This is a genomic window from Bacteroides faecalis, assembly GCF_003865075.1.
Classification (GTDB): Bacteria; Bacteroidota; Bacteroidia; order Bacteroidales; family Bacteroidaceae; genus Bacteroides; species Bacteroides faecalis.
Genome location: NZ_BHWB01000017.1, coordinates 16,943 through 36,059, shown reverse-complemented (window position 1 = coordinate 36,059; position 19,117 = coordinate 16,943). Strand labels below are relative to the sequence as shown.

General features: G+C 40.1%; 8 protein-coding genes. All 8 read left to right on the top strand.

The features are described from left to right. The first annotated feature begins 38 nt into the window (after window positions 1-38). The 8 genes from EJF25_RS19990 (at window position 39) to EJF25_RS19955 (ending at window position 19,010) form a co-directional block, all read left to right on the top strand. Window positions 39-3,335 carry a DUF5107 domain-containing protein gene (locus tag EJF25_RS19990; RefSeq protein ID WP_125042430.1) on the top strand — a complete coding sequence of 1,099 codons (3,297 nt, stop codon included), beginning with the start codon at window positions 39-41 and terminating at the stop codon, window positions 3,333-3,335. 186 nt (window positions 3,336-3,521) lie between these two features. After that, the gene (locus tag EJF25_RS19985) at window positions 3,522-6,668 is read left to right on the top strand and encodes a SusC/RagA family TonB-linked outer membrane protein (RefSeq protein ID WP_125042429.1); all 3,147 of its coding nucleotides are present in this window, start codon (window positions 3,522-3,524) and stop codon (window positions 6,666-6,668) included. A gap of 23 nt (window positions 6,669-6,691) precedes the next feature. After that, window positions 6,692-8,650, top strand: coding sequence for a RagB/SusD family nutrient uptake outer membrane protein (locus tag EJF25_RS19980; protein WP_125042428.1), 1,959 nt, complete (start codon window positions 6,692-6,694; stop codon window positions 8,648-8,650). Between the two features lie 23 nt (window positions 8,651-8,673). Next, window positions 8,674-10,014, top strand: a complete 1,341-nt coding sequence (locus EJF25_RS19975) for a BT_3987 domain-containing protein (RefSeq protein ID WP_125042427.1) — start codon at window positions 8,674-8,676, stop codon at window positions 10,012-10,014. A 98-nt stretch (window positions 10,015-10,112) separates the two neighbouring features. Continuing rightward, entirely contained in the window at window positions 10,113-11,405 is a 1,293-nt protein-coding gene (locus EJF25_RS19970) for a glycoside hydrolase family 76 protein (protein ID WP_125042426.1), read from the top strand. A 359-nt stretch (window positions 11,406-11,764) separates the two neighbouring features. Continuing rightward, window positions 11,765-13,297 (top strand): GDSL-type esterase/lipase family protein, encoded by a 1,533-nt coding sequence (locus tag EJF25_RS19965; protein WP_125042425.1) that lies wholly within the window; start codon window positions 11,765-11,767, stop codon window positions 13,295-13,297. A gap of 24 nt (window positions 13,298-13,321) precedes the next feature. Next, on the top strand, window positions 13,322-16,114 hold the full coding sequence (locus EJF25_RS19960) for a DUF8487 domain-containing protein (RefSeq protein ID WP_125042424.1): 2,793 nt from the start codon (window positions 13,322-13,324) through the stop codon (window positions 16,112-16,114). An 88-nt stretch (window positions 16,115-16,202) separates the two neighbouring features. Continuing rightward, a complete protein-coding gene (locus tag EJF25_RS19955; protein WP_125042423.1) occupies window positions 16,203-19,010 on the top strand; it encodes a DUF8487 domain-containing protein in 2,808 nt (935 codons plus the stop codon). The last annotated feature ends 107 nt before the right edge of the window (window positions 19,011-19,117 follow it).

The window sequence follows — 19,117 nt, the reverse complement described above, 5'->3', positions numbered from 1 at the left end:
TTTCAGAATTACGTTAATGAATAGCAATAATTGATAGTATGGTAAGAGCATGGAAAGAAAAAAAGGTAATTCCTACCTATGAAATCGGGAAACCGGAAAAGAATCCGATTTTCTTAGAGAAGCGCGTTTATCAAGGTAGTAGCGGGGTTGTTTATCCCTATCCCGTCATTGAATCAATCTCCAATGAGAAGGTTGATAAAGAGTATGACGCGTATTTTCTGGAAAACGAATATATTAAAGTGATGATACTGCCCGAATTGGGTGGACGTGTACAGATGGCATACGATAAAATCAAACAACGTCATTTTATTTATTATAATCATGTGATAAAACCAGCGTTGGTGGGATTGGCCGGCCCATGGATTTCAGGAGGTATTGAGTTTAATTGGCCCCAACATCATCGTCCCAGCACCTTTATGCCGGTAGATGTAGCTATTGAAGAGAATGAAGATGGTAGTGTTACGATATGGGTAAGTGAAATGGAACGTATGTTTCACCAGAAAGGAATGGCAGGTTTTACACTTCGTCCCGGACATGCTTATCTTGAGATTAAAGGAGTCCTTTATAATCGTACAGAGATACCACAGACATTTTTGTGGTGGGCAAATCCGGCAGTAGCAGTGAATGACTATTATCAAAGTGTATTTCCCCCCGATATTAATGCTGTGTTTGATCATGGTAAACGTGCTGTGTCAAGCTTTCCGATTGCTACGGGAACTTATTATAAGATGGACTATTCGGCAGGTGTGGATATTTCTAATTATAAGAATATTAAAGTCCCTACTTCTTATATGGCCGTTAATTCTCGTTTTAACTTTGTGGGCGGTTATGAAAATGATACTCGTGCAGGCATGCTGCACGTAGCCAACCATCATATATCTCCGGGTAAAAAGCAATGGACATGGGGCAATGGTGATTTTGGTCAGGCATGGGATCGTAACCTGACTGATGAAGATGGGCCTTACATTGAGCTTATGGCGGGTGTATATACCGAGAACCAACCGGATTTTACATGGTTACAACCTTATGAAGAAAAGAGTTTTGTACAATACTTTTTGCCATACCGAGAGTTAGGAATTGTAAAAAATGTAAGTAAAGACTTACTGATGAATATTGATCCGGTAGATGAACATCAAGTGAGATTTAAAATATTTGCTACTTCCAACCAGACTGTGACAGTGGTTTTGAAAGGAAAAGACGGCGAAGTTTATTTCAATAAAGAGGTTACTATTACTCCGGAAAATTTGCTGGATGAGACCGTAAGTACAGGGGAAGAAGATTTTAGTGAATTGACACTTGGAATATTTGGAGATGGAATAGAATTGCTATCATGGCATACAGAGCCGGATGAAGTGAAACCTATTCCCGACGCGGCAGAAGCTGCACTGTTACCGGAAGAAATAAAAACAACGGAGCAGCTTTATCTGACAGGTTTACATTTGGAACAGTACAGACATGCTACTTATAATCCGGTAGATTACTATGAAGAAGCTCTACGTCGTGATCCGATTGATGTTCGCAACAATAATGCACTTGGTTTGTGGTATATCCGCAAAGGATGTTTTGATAAAGCCGAACAGTATTTACGGACAGCCGTAAAAACTTTGCAGAAACGTAATCCGAATCCTTATGATGGAGAGCCAATTTATAATCTGGGACTTGCATTGAAGTATCAGGGGAAAATAAGCGAGGCTTATGATTGCTTCTACAAGTCATGCTGGAATGCCGCCTGGCAAGACGCCGGTTATTTTGCATGTGCCCAGATTTCTGTGATGCAAGGACGTTTAGAAGATGCTTTGGATGAAATAAATCATTCGTTGGTTCGTAATTGGCATAACCATAAAGCCCGCGCTTTGAAAATAACGATTCTCCGCCGGATGGATAGGAGAGAAGAAGCCATACAATGGATTAAAGACTCATTGTCGATTGATAAATTCAATTTTGCTTGTTATTACGAGAAGTATTTGGTTACTAATACTTCTGAAGATCTGGCTATTTTGAAAAAAATGTTGCGCAAGGAAGCTCACAACTATGATGAAATAGCACTTGATTACTCTGGAGCTGGTTGCTGGACGGAAGCGGTTTCTTTGTGGAAAGTAGCGATTGATGAGGCTGCTATCACTCCGATGACTTATTATTATCTAGGATGGAGTCTGTTACAAGGGGGATTTGATGGTGTACAACAAGCATTTGCAGATGCAGCCAATGTATGTCCGGACTATTGTTTCCCTAACCGTCTGGAGGCAATTCTTGCCTTGCGATGTGCTATGAAAGAGAATCCATGTGATGCAAAAGCTCCTTACTATTTGGGTAATTTATATTATGACAAAAGGCAATATAGTCTAGCTATCGAAGCATGGGAAACTTCTATCAAATTGGATGATAAGTTTCCGACCGTATGGCGTAATTTAGCTTTGGCTTATTTCAATAAAAAGGATGAAAAGGCAAAAGCAATGGAATATATGGAACGTGCTTTTCAATTGAATCCGGCTGATGCACGTATTTTAATGGAACTTGATCAGCTGTATAAACGTATGTGTCGTCCACACGCGGAACGCTTGGCATTCTTGGAGCAGTATCCCGAATTAATTATGCAACGTGATGATTTGGTATTAGAAGAAATAACCTTGTTGAATCAGATAGGTGAATATGAGAAAGCCAAAGAACTTCTTGATGATCATATTTTTCACCCATGGGAAGGTGGAGAAGGAAAGGTTGCCGCCCAGTATCAGTTTGCACGTGTAGAATTGGCAAAGAAAGCATTAGCAACGGGTAAATATGAGGTTGCTATCGCATTGCTGGAAGAATGTCTGGAATATCCATGTCATTTGGGCGAAGGTAAGCTGTACGGTGCTCAGGAAAATGATTTTTATTATTTCATGGGATGTGCTTATGAAGCTTTAGGTAAAAAAGAAAGAGCTATTACTTGTTGGGAGCAAGCTGTCATAGGTCCTACTGAACCTGCAGCAGCTTTGTACTATAACGATGCAAAGCCCGATAAGATATTTTATCAAGGACTAGCCTTGTTGAAATTAGGACGCAAGGATGAAGCTAACGGACGTTTTTATAAGTTGATTTCTTACGGTGAAAAACATCTGTTTGATAAAATAAAGATGGATTATTTTGCCGTATCCTTACCTGATCTATTGATTTGGGAAGATGACTTGGAGATTCGCAATATGATTCATTGTAAATACATGATGGCATTGGGGTATTGGGGATTGCAACGAGAGGAAAAATGTATTGGGCTTCTGGACGAGATAACAAGAATGGATATAAACCATCAGGGGATTTTGGCTATATGTAACTTGATAAATCAGTGCTCGGCTGTGTGATAGAGTGAATGTGCTGAATATGAGAATCTAATAAAAAGAATGCTTATGTCTTATAATGTAAATATGGTTCCTCCGTAAAGTATGAATGTTTTAAGTTCTTAGATTAAATCTAATAAACATTGAAATACAATTATGTCCATTAAATAGTGGACAATCAAAAATAAATGTCTAATTCAAAATGAAAACATGGGAAAAAATTGTTTGCTTGACAGAACAGCTTGGCTGAAGCGACCTTTATTCTGTTTATTATTGACTTGCCCTGTTTCTGTAATTGTTGCCGATAACGTAGCAACACAGACAAGTATGAAAAACACAGAGATACTTGAAACTACGCAGCAAAAAGTAGAAACACGTACAGTGGTAGGTACAGTTGTTGATAAATCCGATAATATGCCTGTTATCGGTGCAAATATAAAAATTAAAGATAAGAAAATTGGAGTAATCACTGATGAAGAGGGTCGCTTTTCTATTCAAGTACCAAGGGGAAAAGAGACAGTATTGGAAATCAGTTATATCGGTTACCAGACACAGACTATATTTATCACCGATCAAGGTGAAGTAAATGTGAAAATGGTATCAGATAATGAAATGTTGGATGAAGTTATAGTTGTAGGAGCCGGTACACAAAAAAAGGTTTCTGTGACAGGAGCTATCACTACTATCAAGGGGTCGGACTTGAGAACACCTACTTCTTCATTGACTAATAGCCTTGCCGGTAAACTGGCTGGTATTGTTGCTTACAGTACTAGTGGTGAGCCGGGGTCTACTTCAGGTTTCTATATCCGCGGTATCGGAAGTTTTGCAGGACGTACAACTCCATTGATCCTGTTGGACGGTGTGGAAATTTCAAGTGGAGACTTAGACCGTATCCCTGCTGAAAATATCGATGGTTTTTCTTTATTGAAAGATGCCTCTGCTACAGCTATTTACGGTGCACGTGGTGCTAATGGCGTAATGTTGGTAACAACCAAGAACGGAGAACTGAACCAAAAAGCAAGAATCAACGTGACTTTCGAAGCTTCCATGCAACAGCCGATGCAATTTGTAGACTATGTAAACGGTGCACGTTGGATGGAAACATATAACGAAGCTTCAATTGCACGTGGTGGGAAGGCTCAATATTCAGATGAAGATATTGAAATGACTCGCAGCCATTTGTATCCGTACCGTTATCCGGATGTAGACTGGCAGGATGTTATGTTTAAGAAGTCTACCTGGAACCAACGAGCCAATATCAATATATCCGGTGGTGGTTCACGTATCACCTATTATATGAGTTTGCAGGCAAACCATGATACCGGTATGCTGGATATCCCAAAGACATATTCGTATAATAACAACATCAACCGTTGGAATTACATCTTCCAAAACAACCTGACTTATCAATTGACATCAACGACGAAACTGGGATTAAGAATGAATGCTCAGATTGGTAACCTGAAAGGTCCGGGATATTCCACTTGGGAATTGTTTGATGCAACGCGTGCTACCAATCCGACAGCTTTTCCTGCCACTTTCCCCGCTCGTGATGGTGATGAACATATCCGCTTTGGTAACGATTGGGTTGTTTCCAACAATGATTTATATACGAACCCTTATGCTAAAATGTTAAGTAGTTTCAAGGAAGAAAATTATAATACCCTGAATACAGCCATGAATATTGAGCAGAAACTTGATTTTATTACCAAAGGACTAAAGGCAACCGCATTGGTAAACTTCAAAAACTGGTCTACTACCAACTATACCCGTTCTATCGATCCTTACTACTATCGTATGATAAAGAATACATGGGATTTAAACAATCCGGATGTATTTGATTTGGAACGTGTAGGAAACTCTGGTACAGACTATATCAATGAACATGATAATGGATACGGTTCCAACCAGACTTTCTATTTTGATGCACGTTTGGATTATAGCCGTACATTCGGATATCATGGCGTATCGGGAATGTTGATGTATATGCAACGTGAATATCGTAGTGGTGTTCGTCCGAATCGTTTGCAAGGATTCTCCGGTCGTTTTACTTACGACTATAAACACAAATATCTGGCAGAATTCAACTTCGGTTATAATGGTACAGAACGTCTGGCGAAAGGTGATCGTTTTGAGTTTTTCCCGGCTATGTCTATAGGATGGGTTCCAAGTGGTGAAGATTTCTGGGAACCATTACAGGATTACGTTAACTTTTTCAAGATCCGTGGCTCGTATGGTGTTGTGGGTAATGATGAAATGGACGAAGGTGCCGGACACTTCTTGTATGTAGACAATGTAATCTTGAATGGTGGTGGTTATCACACCGGTTACGATGGTGAGTACAGTTATAATGGTCCTGGCTTTAATACTTTAGCCGTTGAAGGTGCTTGTTGGGAACGTGTGAATAAGTTGAATATTGGTGTGGACATGGAATTGTTCAACCAACTGAGTATTACTTTTGACTGGTTCTACGATCATCGTCATAAAATCTTTATGAAACGTGGCTCTTGGCCTACATTGCTTGGATATTTTGGAGCGACACCGTGGAGTAATGTCGGTAAGGTAGATAACCAGGGACTCGAATTGAGTGTGAACTGGAAAAAAGAAGTAATCAAAGATTTAAGAGTGGATCTTCGTGGTAACTTTACTTATAATAAAAATAAATTTAAGTACTACGATGAACCTCAATACGAAACAGAGTGGACAAGAAAAGCTGGATTGCCATTGAGTTATATGTGGGGATTTGTTTCAGAAGGTTACTTCACCAGTGAAGATGAAATCAAGCATTGGCCAGATCAATCTGGATTGGGAAGCCAACCTAAGCCGGGTGACCTGAAATATCGTGATATAAACGGTGACGGTGTTATCAACTCTTCCGATGGAATTATGTTGTCTCCCTATGGTTCTATGCCTCGTATTCAATACGGTTTGGGATTAAATGTAATCTATAAGAATTTAGATTTTGGCGTATTCTTCAACGGTTCGGCTCAACGAAATATCATGATTAACGGTACTATGATTGCGTTTGGTGAACGAAATAACAACGTGATGAAATGGATTGCAGATGACCACTGGTCAATAGATAATCCAAATCCGAATGCTCAGTTCCCGAGACTTGGTTTGAGAAACACTGATATTGCCAACAATAACCAGAGTAGCAGCCATTGGATACGTAATGGTAACTTTATCCGTTTCAAGACACTAGAGTTGGGATATTCTTTCCCACATTGCCGCGTTTACTTCAGTGGTGATAACCTTGCAGTATGGAGTCCTTTCAAGTTGTGGGACCCAGAGTTGGGATGGAATACTTACCCGATGCAACGCACATTTAACCTAGGTGTACAAGTTAATATCTAATCAATGTAAAAACAGACTGAATTATGAAATATAATATTAAAAATATCGCATTGGGATTTTCCCTATCCTTTGGAGTACTAGTATCATGCGATTATTTGGACGTAGTTCCACCCGAACAGGCAACTACCTCTGATACGATGAAGGACAGGAATAGTGCTAACGGCTTTATTAATTCTTGTTACATAGCTGTAGAATCGACAACTCCTTTTCCATATAAAAACTATGAATGGTCTTCGGATGAATCTGTACATTCGGGACAGTGGAGCGAAGACAGCCAAAAGGCCGCTTGGAATCTTTATTCGGATACAAATGCTGCCGGTTGGTGGAATGCTTGCTATAATTATATCGGACATTGCCATATGTTTTTAAATCTGTTGGAGCAGTATAACAATCCGACAGGAGCTACGGAAGAGGATAAGGCACGTTGGAAAGCAGAAGCACAATTCCTGAAAGCATATTACCACTTTCGGTTGCTGGAAATGTATGGACCTATTCCCATTGTAGATGATCGTATGCCTCAATCTACTTTGCCCGGAGAGTTCCCCGGACGTTCACATTTTGATTATGTAGTCGATTACATTTGTAACCAAAAGCTGAATGATGAGACCATTAACGCTCTTCCAGATGTAACAAATGCACAAGAATGGGGACGTGCTACTTCTATCGCTGCATTAGCGTTGAAAGGACGCGTATTACTGTATGCCGCTTCTCCATTGTGGAATGGTAAGTTCCCTTATCCGGATTGGAAAAATACAAACTATGAGACTCCGGGGTACGGTACTGAACTAGTGAGCCGTCAAGAAGATATGGGCAAATGGGATCGTGCCTTGGAAGCCAACTTAGCGGCACTGAAAGCTGCTGAAAGTGTGGGTGAACGTAAACTGGTAGACATGGATAATGTGCCTAGTAATATACGTGATGTGCCTATTCCTTATATTGCAGGAGTTGATACTTCAACAGTTGAGGGTAAAGAGTTTGCCAAAAGAGTATTAATGCTTCGTACCATTACTTCTTCAAACGAAGATGATGGTAATAAGGAAATTATTTGGGGAGTATTTTTGCAAGGTAGTAACGCATGGATGACTTTTGCACAATGTCCTCCTCGTATCCTTTGTTTCAATGAAGCGGATAATAGATGGGCAGATGGTTGGGGGGCTATCAATCCAACGCTTTATTCTATAGAACATTTTTATACAAAGAATGGAAAATTACCTGATCTTGATCCAAGTTTCCCAAAAGGGGATGAACGTTTCGAGAGAGCAGGTATCTTAGTTAAAGGTCATGAAAATGTAATTAAGCTGAATACTAATAGAGAGCCTCGCTTCTATGCAATGTTTTCATTTGACGGAGATGATTATTCACCGATTATGAAAGACGGTGAGCCATTAACTATCAATATGCTTAGCAGCAAGGCACAAGGTTATGGCTGGGACCAGAATGGACGTAACTATATCGAAGGCGGATACCTCACTAAGAAATATATTTCTCCTAGTGTACGCTATTCTTCTATTGACGGAGCAACTGATAGTAAGAATTATGCAAAGCCGTTATTCCGTCTTGCAGAACTTTATCTGAACGTTGCCGAATGCTACGCAGCAAAGGGAGATGTAGGAAATGCTTTAATCTATCTGAACCGGATTCGCGAACGTGCCGGACTTCAGGGATTGACAGAGTCAGAAGTTGCCGCTTCCGGAATGAGTATTACTGACTGGGTACGTAACGAACGTTTCATTGAACTTTGGGGTGAAGGACATCGCTATTATGATGTGCGTCGTTGGCTGTTGGCTCCACAACAGTTGAAAGCCGGTGCACGTGAAGGTCTGAACATGTTAGGCGCAGGAAAAGATCCGACGTTCGAAGCGTTTAATAAACGGACGGTTATCAACCAACCGTTCCAATGGGATAACCGTATGTATTTATGGCCTATCGCATGGACTGAGATTTCTAATGATCCGCAATTAGTTCAAGCTCCGGGATATTAATAATAACCTTAATAGTAATAGAAATGAAAAAGATAGTATACTTATCAATGTTTGCAGGGTGCTTGGTGTCTCTGGGTGCTTGCAACAGCTCGGAATATGACCTTGAAAATCAGATACCGGAGCGATATAATAAGATATTGTATTTGCAAACCACCGGTAAACAGGAGCTGACGCTGTATGATACAGGAGAAAACAACACGTTTACTTATGCTGTTATCAAAAGTGGAAGTGAACCAACACTCACTGCTACTGCGGATTTAAAGGTGCTGACTCAACAGGAATTAGATGAACGATACGGTGAATTAGAAGGCGTCAATTATAAAATCTTGCCCGGAGATGCCTATTCATTGGGGAATTCACATATGGAATTTGCTTCACAAGATCGATATCAGAATGTGATTGTGTCTGTGGATCCGACAAAGGTACAAACAGCTATGGAGGCAGACCCTACTGCAGTATGGGTATTACCTTTATATGCTACGAGTGAGGTAGACTCTATCAATACAGATAAAAACAATCTGTTTCTGCAATTTACAAAGATACTAAAGCCTGCTGTGCAATTCTCTAATACAAGAGTTAGTATGATCACAAAGCAGTATGGCCTGGTAGGGACATTTACACAGGAAGCTTTGTTTAAACTTGATGTAGAGAATATATCTTGGGATATTACTTGTAGCTTTACGATAGATGACGAATATGTGAATAATTACAACACAGAACATAAAACTACATATAAGCTATTGGATGCTCATTATTCATTTGCCGAGCAGATGGTATTGTCGAAAGGAACAACAGAAACTCCGTTGGTAGTGACTATTGAAGGAGCTAATCTGGAGCCGGGAGACTATATGTTGCCTATTAAAATAAGTAATACCTCTTTATTCTTACCGAAAGAGGGTGAAGATGTTTATCCTTTGACATTCCGTATCATGGGAACTCAACTGAGTAGAACAGGATGGACTGTTGTAGCCAGTTCACAAACGGTGGAAGGAAACGGTAACGGTGCAGCTTCTAATATATTTGATGATAATATCAATACCTATTGGCATTCTAAATGGGATAATGGATATCCTCCGTTACCACATGACTTGGTCATTGATACTGAAACCACGCACGAGTTTACCCAGATCTCCTTACAACGTAGGTTAGGATATGACTATGCACGTTTGGGGCACTTCTATGTAAGTGATACGGGTGAATCCTGGCAGGAGGTCGGAACATTTACAATGGAAAATCAGGATGCTGTACAGACATTCAGTATAACTCCAACAAAGGGACGTTATGTTAAGATAGAAGTTACAGAAAGTAACAATAACAATAACTGTGCAGCCTTTTCTGAAGTTTATCTATATGGTATAAACTAATTATCTTGTAAATAACATAAATAGGGAGTGTCCTGAGAGAGGGATAAAGAATATCTATCGAAGGTGCTCCCTTTTATTCATCAAATTATATTTGTCATATGAATATATTGAAAAGCTTATTGATTAGTTGTTTTGTTATACCACTATTCATATCCTGCGGAGGTGACGATAAACCTATTATTGATGATGAGGATCCAAATGGCGGTGGAAATAATGGTGGAGGCACAGAGCAACCGGCAACACCGGTTGATCCGAAATGGTGGGGAACCGAAGAAATTCCTCCTACTTTGGCAGATAGTGCTTTCTGTTATTATAACAGGGCTTTTCTTCTGGATCGTCTGAACAGCAAGGATGGAAGAATCTACTATCGTCATCAGCAGGGAACTAAAGACTGGTCTTATTATTGGAATCATGCATTGATTATATTGATGGTGGAAGACCGTTATCAATGTGTGGGGGACGAATCTGTAAAGCCATTGCTATCGGAATTACTTTATTCTTTTTTGGAACACGAAAAGAATCCTGCAACAAACGATACGCACGACTGGACGTGGAACATCTTTACTGATGACCTACTTTGGGCCGGATTAGCATTTATTCGTGGGTATCAGATTACCGGTGAACCCCGTTTCTTGGAACAGGCAGAATGGGATTGGAATCATCTCTATAAGCAGGCCTATGACAATACCTATGGAGGGGGACTCTGGTGGAGCGTTAATAAAGAGAGTAAGTCCGGTTTGAGCAATAATCCTGCTGTATCCATGGCTTGCTACCTCTATGAAGCAACCGGTAAAGAAATATACCTGCAAAGAGCCAAAGAACTCTTTGAATGGCTTTATACACATTTGTATCAGCCTACGGGAGGAGTTGATGAAAATATTTCCGGTCCTGAACCCGGAAAACTGACCAATTCGTACAATGTATATAATATAGGGGCTTTTGTCGAAGCATGTAATGCATTATATCAGATTACTAAAGAGCCTATTTATGCCGAAACTGCCAAACAATGTATCAAATATGTGATGACGGAGTGTGTAACTAATGAAGGAATAATGTCTGCTCACCGTTATGATGGTAGTTGGGAGTCTGAATTTTCGCGTGGTATGGGGCTTTTCGTACATGAAAATAACTTGTGGAATTATGAGACTACTTATACAAAAGACCGGAAACCGATCACTTATTATGAATGGATGAAACTCAATGCAACGCTTTCTTGGAAAAGACGTAATAATGATAATCTTACATGGAATGAATGGGCGGTACGGACACCTGATGCACCTGTAGATGCTCCTTTGAAAAGAAAGGTATGGTCAGCATTGGAAATGGTAAGTATGGTAGTGATGAATCAGGTTACTCCGGAGACTAACCCAATGGGAACATTCGGGGAATAAAGAAGAGTGAAGCATGTCCGGAAGATTGAATAGATGGGTGACCTGTTGCTTTCAGGACAGAAGGAAAATAGGTTAAGTAAATAGAAAGGTATTGAATAAATAGGTATTAAATATATAATTTAATTTTCGCAAGTGGTTTTAGGTGCTTCAGAAGGCTTTTATTTCTATGTTTGTAGAGTATTAATGGGCTATTTGACAGGTATTAATAGTCTATTTGTCAGTTATTAATAGTCTGGAAATAGGGTCTGAATACTCCTCAATAGGGCTATATATTAGAAAAGATACTTGTGAAAATTGAATAAATGAGAAGTGATAAGCCCAAAGTTTACAACTGAAAATTGACTGTTATTTTATTGAAAATGAAAAGAATAATTTTATTATTAGGTTTTGCCTTTTTTCTTTCTCTTACGGCATGTGGTAAGAATGAAAATGGGAGTATGGAGGGTGAGGTATCTGCTCCGGCAGCAAGAACAGTGGTGAAACAACTCCCACCGGTAAGAGTTGTTTGTGTGGGTAACAGCATTACCGAAGGCTACGGAAACACAAGTCAGGAAAAAGCATGGCCCGCTCAAACCAATAAACTGCTGGGAAACGGCTATGCAGTATTTAACTGTGGAGTCAGCGGAACTACTATGTTTAAAAACAGTGAGGCTCCTTATTGGGCTACTTCCAATTTTAAAAGAGCTAAAGAAGCCAATCCGCAAATTCTGATTATTGCTTTAGGAACGAATGATGCTCATCCATCACGTTGGAATAAGTTGAAGCAGGAATTTAAGTCGGATTATTTGGCAATGGTGAATGAATTCCGTCAAGGAGGAAAAGATCCGGTTATTTATGTTTGTCTTCCTCCTCCTTTGTTAGGTCCGGCAAAAGCCGATCAGAATAAGGTGGTGGAAGAAGAATTGATTCCAGTTTTGAAACAGATTGCAAAAGAAATAGGGGCTCAAGTTATTGACTATCACCAACCTTTACTGGGAGCAAATAAGGGATTCCCGGATGATGTACATCCTGACGATTCGGGAGCTGCATTAATGGCAGAAATAGCTTCTCAGAGAATAAAAGAGATGCAAGTGATACAACCTCACCTTTCTGTAAGCAAAGGAGAGGTGGAGAAAGAAAGTATTGCTATAGTTGAAAAAGGAGGAACTGTGACTCTTGACCCACTTCCTGAAAATGGTAGCTGGCGTTGGGAGGGACCGGATGGTTTCACATTTAATGAGCGTGTATTGAAACTGGAGAATATAAAACAGGGAGGTATTTATACAGCTATTTATACCAATGAGGCCGGATATCGAAGTGTGGCTAACTTTCTGGTTTCTGTCAAAGGAGAGGAAGGACCGATTTTAATATCTAGTGTCAGGGATATGGATGGTAAATGGCTAAGAAGTAAATTTATTCGTGTCAATCCGGGGGGAACTATTACTTTAGATGTACAGGCCGATGCTATCGGTGAGTTAAGTTGGAGTTGGACTGGTCCGGATGGTTTCTTTGCCGGAACGCGGGATGTTACCTTGTCACCGGTGATGGTCAATCAAGGTGGTGAATATACAGCTTCTTGTACCGATAGATACGGTCGTCAAAGAAGCACGACTTTTACGGTGAAGGTAGAAGGAGAGGTGGTTTGTCCTGACCTTGTGTCTTATCTTAATAGTGGCAGTGGTTGGCAGCAAGTAACAGAAATGGAGCTAAAAGCTGGCGACAATGTGACTTTTGGTCCTCATCCCATGAATGGTAACTGGCATTGGGAAGGTCCTGCGGGCTTTACTTCCGATCGGCGGGATGCATCTGTACTTAACTTCAGTGCAGAGAAAGCAGGAAAATACGTCGGAACTTTTACTAATGTTGCCGGTTGTCGGTTAGAACTGGTTGTTACATTAAAATTGAAGAAATAAAATATAACATAACTATTTATCCCAATGAAAAGAAGTTTGATTAAAATAAGTGCTTTTATGCTCCTGCTATGCGGAGTGTACGCTTGCCAGACGAAAAACGATACATATCGTTCTTTGTCGGGAGAATGGAATTTTGCACTGGATAGTACTGATGTTGGCGAAAAAGAGAACTGGGCCATGAAGTCTTTCCAAGAACAGGTCAAATTACCGGGCTCTTTACAGGAACAGGGAAAAGGGTATGATGTAAGTGTCAATACCCAATGGACCGGAAATGTAGCAGACAAATCCTGGTATACCGAGGAAGAGTACGCCAAGTATCGTGAACCTGGAAATGTTAAGGTACCGTTTTGGCTAACTCCCGATAAACATTACGTGGGTGTCGCATGGTATCAGAAAGAGATTGAAATACCCGAATCATGGAAGAACAAGAGAGTTCAATTTGAATTTGAACGCACTCATTGGGAAACCTCACTCTATGTGGATGGAAAGAAAATTGGGCATTTGAATACACTGCATGTTCCTCACAGATATGTACTCAGCTCTTTGACTCCCGGAAGGCATTTATTGTCGTTAAGAGTTGATAACCGGATGCATGTGGACGTAGGTTCGAATGCACACAGTGTTTCGGACCATACACAGACAAACTGGAATGGAGTAATTGGCAAAATGAATATGCAGGCACTTTCTTCTTTCTCTATCGACAATATACAAATCTATCCTGATGCGAAAGATTCGAAAGCAATCGTGAAAGTTTATTTGGATGGAAAGCCGGAAAACACTCGTTTGGCATTGAACGTTCTTTTCGAAGGCAAGTCTGTACTGAAGAAGGATATAGAAGTTACTCCGGATGATGGGGATTGTGTGGAGACAACTCTTGTATGGGATAATGATGTAAAATTATGGTCTGAATTTACTCCTAACGTTTATCGACTACAAGCCGTTCTGGATTCAAAAGACGGTGTTAGTGAAAAAGAAGTAAATTTTGGATTCCGCGATTTCAAGACGGCAGGCACTCATTTCGAAATTAACGATCGCCCGACTTTCCTTCGTGGAACATTGGAATGCTGTATTTTTCCGATGACCGGTTATCCTGCTATGGACAACGATTATTGGGCTAAAATCTATTCTACCTGCAAGAAATATGGTTTGAATCATGTCCGCTTCCATTCCTGGTGTCCACCTGCCGCTGCTTTCCATGTAGCTGATAGTTTAGGTATATACCTTCAGGTTGAATGTGGGGGATGGGCTTTAATAGGCGATGCCTATATGCAGGACCAGTGGTTCAAAAAAGAGGGCGACCGGATACTGAAAGAATACGGAAACCATCCGTCCTTCTGTATGATGGGTTACGGGAACGAACCGGCAGGAGGTAAACAGGCAAGTTACTTGCGTGGTCTGATCGATCATTGGCAACAAAAAGACAATAGAAGATTGTACACAAGTGCCGCAGGATGGCCTTATGTGGATAATGCGGATTATTTTAATACGCCTATACCTCGTATCGGAGGAGCTATGAATAGCATTCTCAATACTTCTGTTCCCCGCACAGATTATGATCATCAGAGACTTATTGGCAAAGAAATGCCGACGGTAAGTCATGAAATAGGCCAATATTGTGTATATCCTGACTTTAAAGAGATTGATAAATATACTGGTTTCCTGAAAGCTAAGAACTTCGAGATTTTCAGAGAGACTCTGAAGGAAGCAGGAATGGAAGACATGGGAGATAAGTTCCTGTTTGCTTCCGGACGTTTACAGACTTTATGTTATAAAGCCGAAATAGAAATGGCTTTGAGAACAGAGAAGTTAGGAGGTTTTCAATTGCTCGACCTGCATGATTTCCCGGGACAGGGAACTGCTTTAGTAGGAGTACTGAATCCTTTTTGGGAAAGTAAAGGATACGTAGACGAAAAGGAATACAGTATGTTCTGTAACCAAGTTGTTCCTCTTGCAAGAATGCCTAAGCAAATATTGACCAACAACGATACACTGAAAGCTGACATTGAATTTGCTCAATATGGAGAGAACCCATTGACTGACGTGAACGTGGTATGGAGTCTTGAAAATAAGAAAGGTGATGTTGTAAAATCAGGTTCTTTCAAATGTGATCTTCCGATTGGTGGTGGTATGAAGGCAGGCAGTATTGAATGCCCTCTGAATTCTTTCTCCACTCCTGCACAGCTGACGTTGAAAGCTGGTATAGAGAATACGGAGATTACCAATAATTGGCATGTCTGGGTATATCCTGCTGAAAAGAAGGCTATCGAAAAGATGCCGTATATCACATATGATCTGAATGGTGCAGCCATTGACAGACTGAACCGAGGAGAAAACGTATTATTCCTTTCTTATGGAAAAGTAGCTCCGGAAAAGGGAGGAAATATCGGCGTTGCGTTTACCCCAGTTTTCTGGAATACAGCCTGGAATGGTCATACTCCTCCTCATACATTGGGGCTCTTGTGTGATCCGAATCATCCTGCTTTCGCCTCTTTCCCGAACGATGGTTATTCGGATTTTCAATGGAAAGATCTAGCTGTGAAATGTAATGCCATGATAATGGATGAATTTCCACATGAGTTTCGCCCGTTGGTATACATCATAGATGATTGGTTTGAAAACCGGAAACTGGGTATGCTCTTTGAAGGTAAGGTAGGTAAAGGTAATCTGATGGTTTGTAGTGCCGATTTAGATACCGATCTGGAAAACAGATTATCTGTTGTTCAGTTTAAACAAAGTATTCTGGAATATATGGCTTCCGACAAATTCAATCCTCAAAATGAGGTAGACGTAAAGATATTGAAGAATATTTTTAAATGAGAAGAAAGAAATTTATCAGAAGAAAAACAAACATAGTTAAATGAAATGTACTAAATTAGTTTCCTAATTAATAAAAAGAAATCAATCCATGAAAAGAAGTATAGTAAATTGGAGCGTTTTTATAGCTCTTTTGTGTGTAATATATGCTTGCCAGACGAATAAAAATCTGGCTCATTCCTTGGCAGGAGAGTGGAATTTTGCTTTGGATAGTAATGATGTTGGCGAAAAAGAGAACTGGGCTACGAAATCTCTTTCGGAACGTGTTAAGTTGCCGGGATCCTTACAGGAGCAGGGGAAAGGACATGATGTGAGTGTCCATACACGATGGACAGGGTCGGTGAATGATAAATCATGGTACGAAGCAGCCGAATATGCAAAATATCGGAAACCGGGAAATGTCAAAGTGCCGTTTTGGTTAAATCCTGATAAACATTATGTAGGTGTTGCCTGGTATCAAAAAGAAATAGAGATACCGGAAGGATGGAACAACAAACGGATTCAGTTTGAATTTGAACGTACTCATTGGGAGACTTCATTATATATTGACGGAAAGAAAATAGATCATCAGGATGCTTTGCAAGTTCCTCATAGATATGTAGTCAGTTCTTTGACTCCCGGCAAGCATCTATTGACTTTGAGAGTTGATAATAGAATGCACATTGATGTCGGTTCCAATGCTCATAGTGTTTCAGATCACACTCAGTCAAACTGGAATGGAGTGATAGGCACGATAAATATGAAGACTCTTCCCGCTATGGCTATTGATCATATACAAGTGTACCCTGATGCGAAAGCAAAGAAGGCGAACATTAAAGTCTACTTGAATGGGAAGTCTGAAGATTCTCGTCTGGCACTGAAAGTTCTTTTTGAAGGTCGTCCGGTATTGAAAAAAGAGATAGAGATTGCATCTACTGCGGGTGATTATGTAGAAACCACCCTTGAATGGGAAGATAGCGTAAAGTTATGGTCTGAGTTTACTCCGAATGTTTATCGGTTACAAGCTGTTTTATCTTCTCCAGATGGAGCTAGCGAGAAAGAACTCAATTTCGGATTTCGTGATCTTACCGTAAATGGAACTCGTTTTGATATAAACGGTCGGCCTCTTTTCCTTCGTGGAACATTGGAATGCTGTATTTTCCCGAAGACAGGTTATCCGGCAATGGATAATGAATATTGGACAAAAATCTATAGTACGTGTAAGAGCTATGGTTTGAATCATGTTCGTTTTCATTCCTGGTGTCCTCCTGCTGCTGCATTTCATGTAGCTGATAGCATGGGAGTATATCTTCAGGTTGAGTGTGGTGGATGGACTTGGGTAGGAGATGGCAATCCGCAGGATGAATGGTTGAAAAAGGAGAGTGACCGCATTGTGAAAGAGTATGGAAATCATCCGTCTTTCTGTTTGTTGGCTTATGGAAATGAGCCGGGAGGGGATAATCAAGGAAGTTATTTGAATGATCTCGTAGTTCATTGGAAACAGACTGACGGTAGAAGATTATATACCAGTGCTGCTGGGTGGCCTAAAGTGAAAGATGCGGATTATTTTAATACGGATCACCCACGTATCGGAGGAATTGGGCGTATAGAAAATATTCTGAATGTGTATACTCCCCGTACTGACTATGACTTTAGAGAACGCATAGAGAAAGATATGCCGACGGTAAGTCATGAGGTTGGTCAGTGGTGTGTATATCCCGACTTTAAGGAAATTGATAAATATACAGGTGTATTGAAAGCCAAAAATTTTGAAATCTTTAGAGAAACCTTAAATGAAAAAGGATTGGGGGATATGGCTGAGAAGTATTTGTATGCTTCCGGTCGTTTACAAACCTTGTGCTATAAAATGGACATAGAAGCTGCTCTGCGGACTCCAGGCTTTGCCGGATTCCAACTATTGGACTTACATGATTTTCCCGGTCAGGGGACTGCCTTAGTGGGAGTGCTGAATCCTTTTTGGGAAAGCAAAGGGTATGTGGACGATAAAGAGTTTAGTACCTTCTGTAATCAAACCGTACCATTGGCAAGAATGTCCAAACTGATCTGGAACAATAACGAACAATTGACAGCAGATATAGAGTTTGCTCATTTTGGAGAGAAACCTTTGAATGATGTAACTGTTGTGTGGAATATTGAAACAAAGGAGGGTAATGTTGTAAAATCAGGTTCTTTCAAAACTGATCTTCCTATAGGAAACTTGATAGAAGTGGGTAGCATCGAATTACCTTTGAATACTTTCACTGATCCTACTCAGCTGACATTGAAAGTGAATATAGAAAATACTAAGATCGCTAACAGTTGGCATGTATGGGTATATCCTTCCGAAAAGAAAGAAATACAAAAGATGCCTTATATCACGTATGATCTGGATAATAAAGCCATAGAGAAGTTGAATCAAGGTGAAAATGTGTTATTCCTTTCTTATGATAAGGTTACACCGGAAAAAGGTGGAGATATTAAAACTGCCTTTTCTCCTATTTTTTGGAATACAGCCTGGACCAACAATGCTCCTCCTCAGACTTTAGGTTTCTTATGCGATCCTAAACATGACGTCTTTGCTTCTTTCCCGAACGATGGTTACTCGGATTTTCAATGGAAAGATCTTGCTGTAAATTGCAATGCTATGATAATGGATGATTTTTCTCACGATTTCAGACCATTGGTTTATATCATTGATGACTGGTTCAAGAACCGAAAACTGGGTGTGCTTTTTGAAGGTAAAGTAGGTAAGGGTAATTTGATGGTTTGTAGCATTGATCTGGATACAGATTTGGATATCAGATTATCTGCTGCTCAGTTTAAACAGAGCATTTTGGAATATATGGCTTCAGACAAATTTAAACCTCAACAAGAAATAGATTTGCAGGTATTGCGGCCTATGTTCTTAACAGAGAAATAAGCAATGTATGCTTACATATTGTAAATGTAAATGCAGTATCTGACATCACTGAAAAGAGTAAGAAGAACCTTTTCAGGATAGTGACGGTATCTCAATAAAAGATTGAC

Bases quoted from the DNA above. Each gene is read 5' to 3' on its own strand.
- EJF25_RS19960 (WP_125042424.1), top strand. From the start codon at position 13,322: ATGAAAAGAAGTTTGATTAAAATAAGTGCTTTTATGCTCCTGCTATGC.
- EJF25_RS19980 (WP_125042428.1), top strand. From the start codon at position 6,692: ATGAAATATAATATTAAAAATATCGCATTGGGATTTTCCCTATCCTTT.
- EJF25_RS19985 (WP_125042429.1), top strand. From the start codon at position 3,522: ATGGGAAAAAATTGTTTGCTTGACAGAACAGCTTGGCTGAAGCGACCT.
- EJF25_RS19975 (WP_125042427.1), top strand. From the start codon at position 8,674: ATGAAAAAGATAGTATACTTATCAATGTTTGCAGGGTGCTTGGTGTCT.
- EJF25_RS19955 (WP_125042423.1), top strand. From the start codon at position 16,203: ATGAAAAGAAGTATAGTAAATTGGAGCGTTTTTATAGCTCTTTTGTGT.
- EJF25_RS19970 (WP_125042426.1), top strand. From the start codon at position 10,113: ATGAATATATTGAAAAGCTTATTGATTAGTTGTTTTGTTATACCACTA.
- EJF25_RS19990 (WP_125042430.1), top strand. From the start codon at position 39: ATGGTAAGAGCATGGAAAGAAAAAAAGGTAATTCCTACCTATGAAATC.
- EJF25_RS19965 (WP_125042425.1), top strand. From the start codon at position 11,765: ATGAAAAGAATAATTTTATTATTAGGTTTTGCCTTTTTTCTTTCTCTT.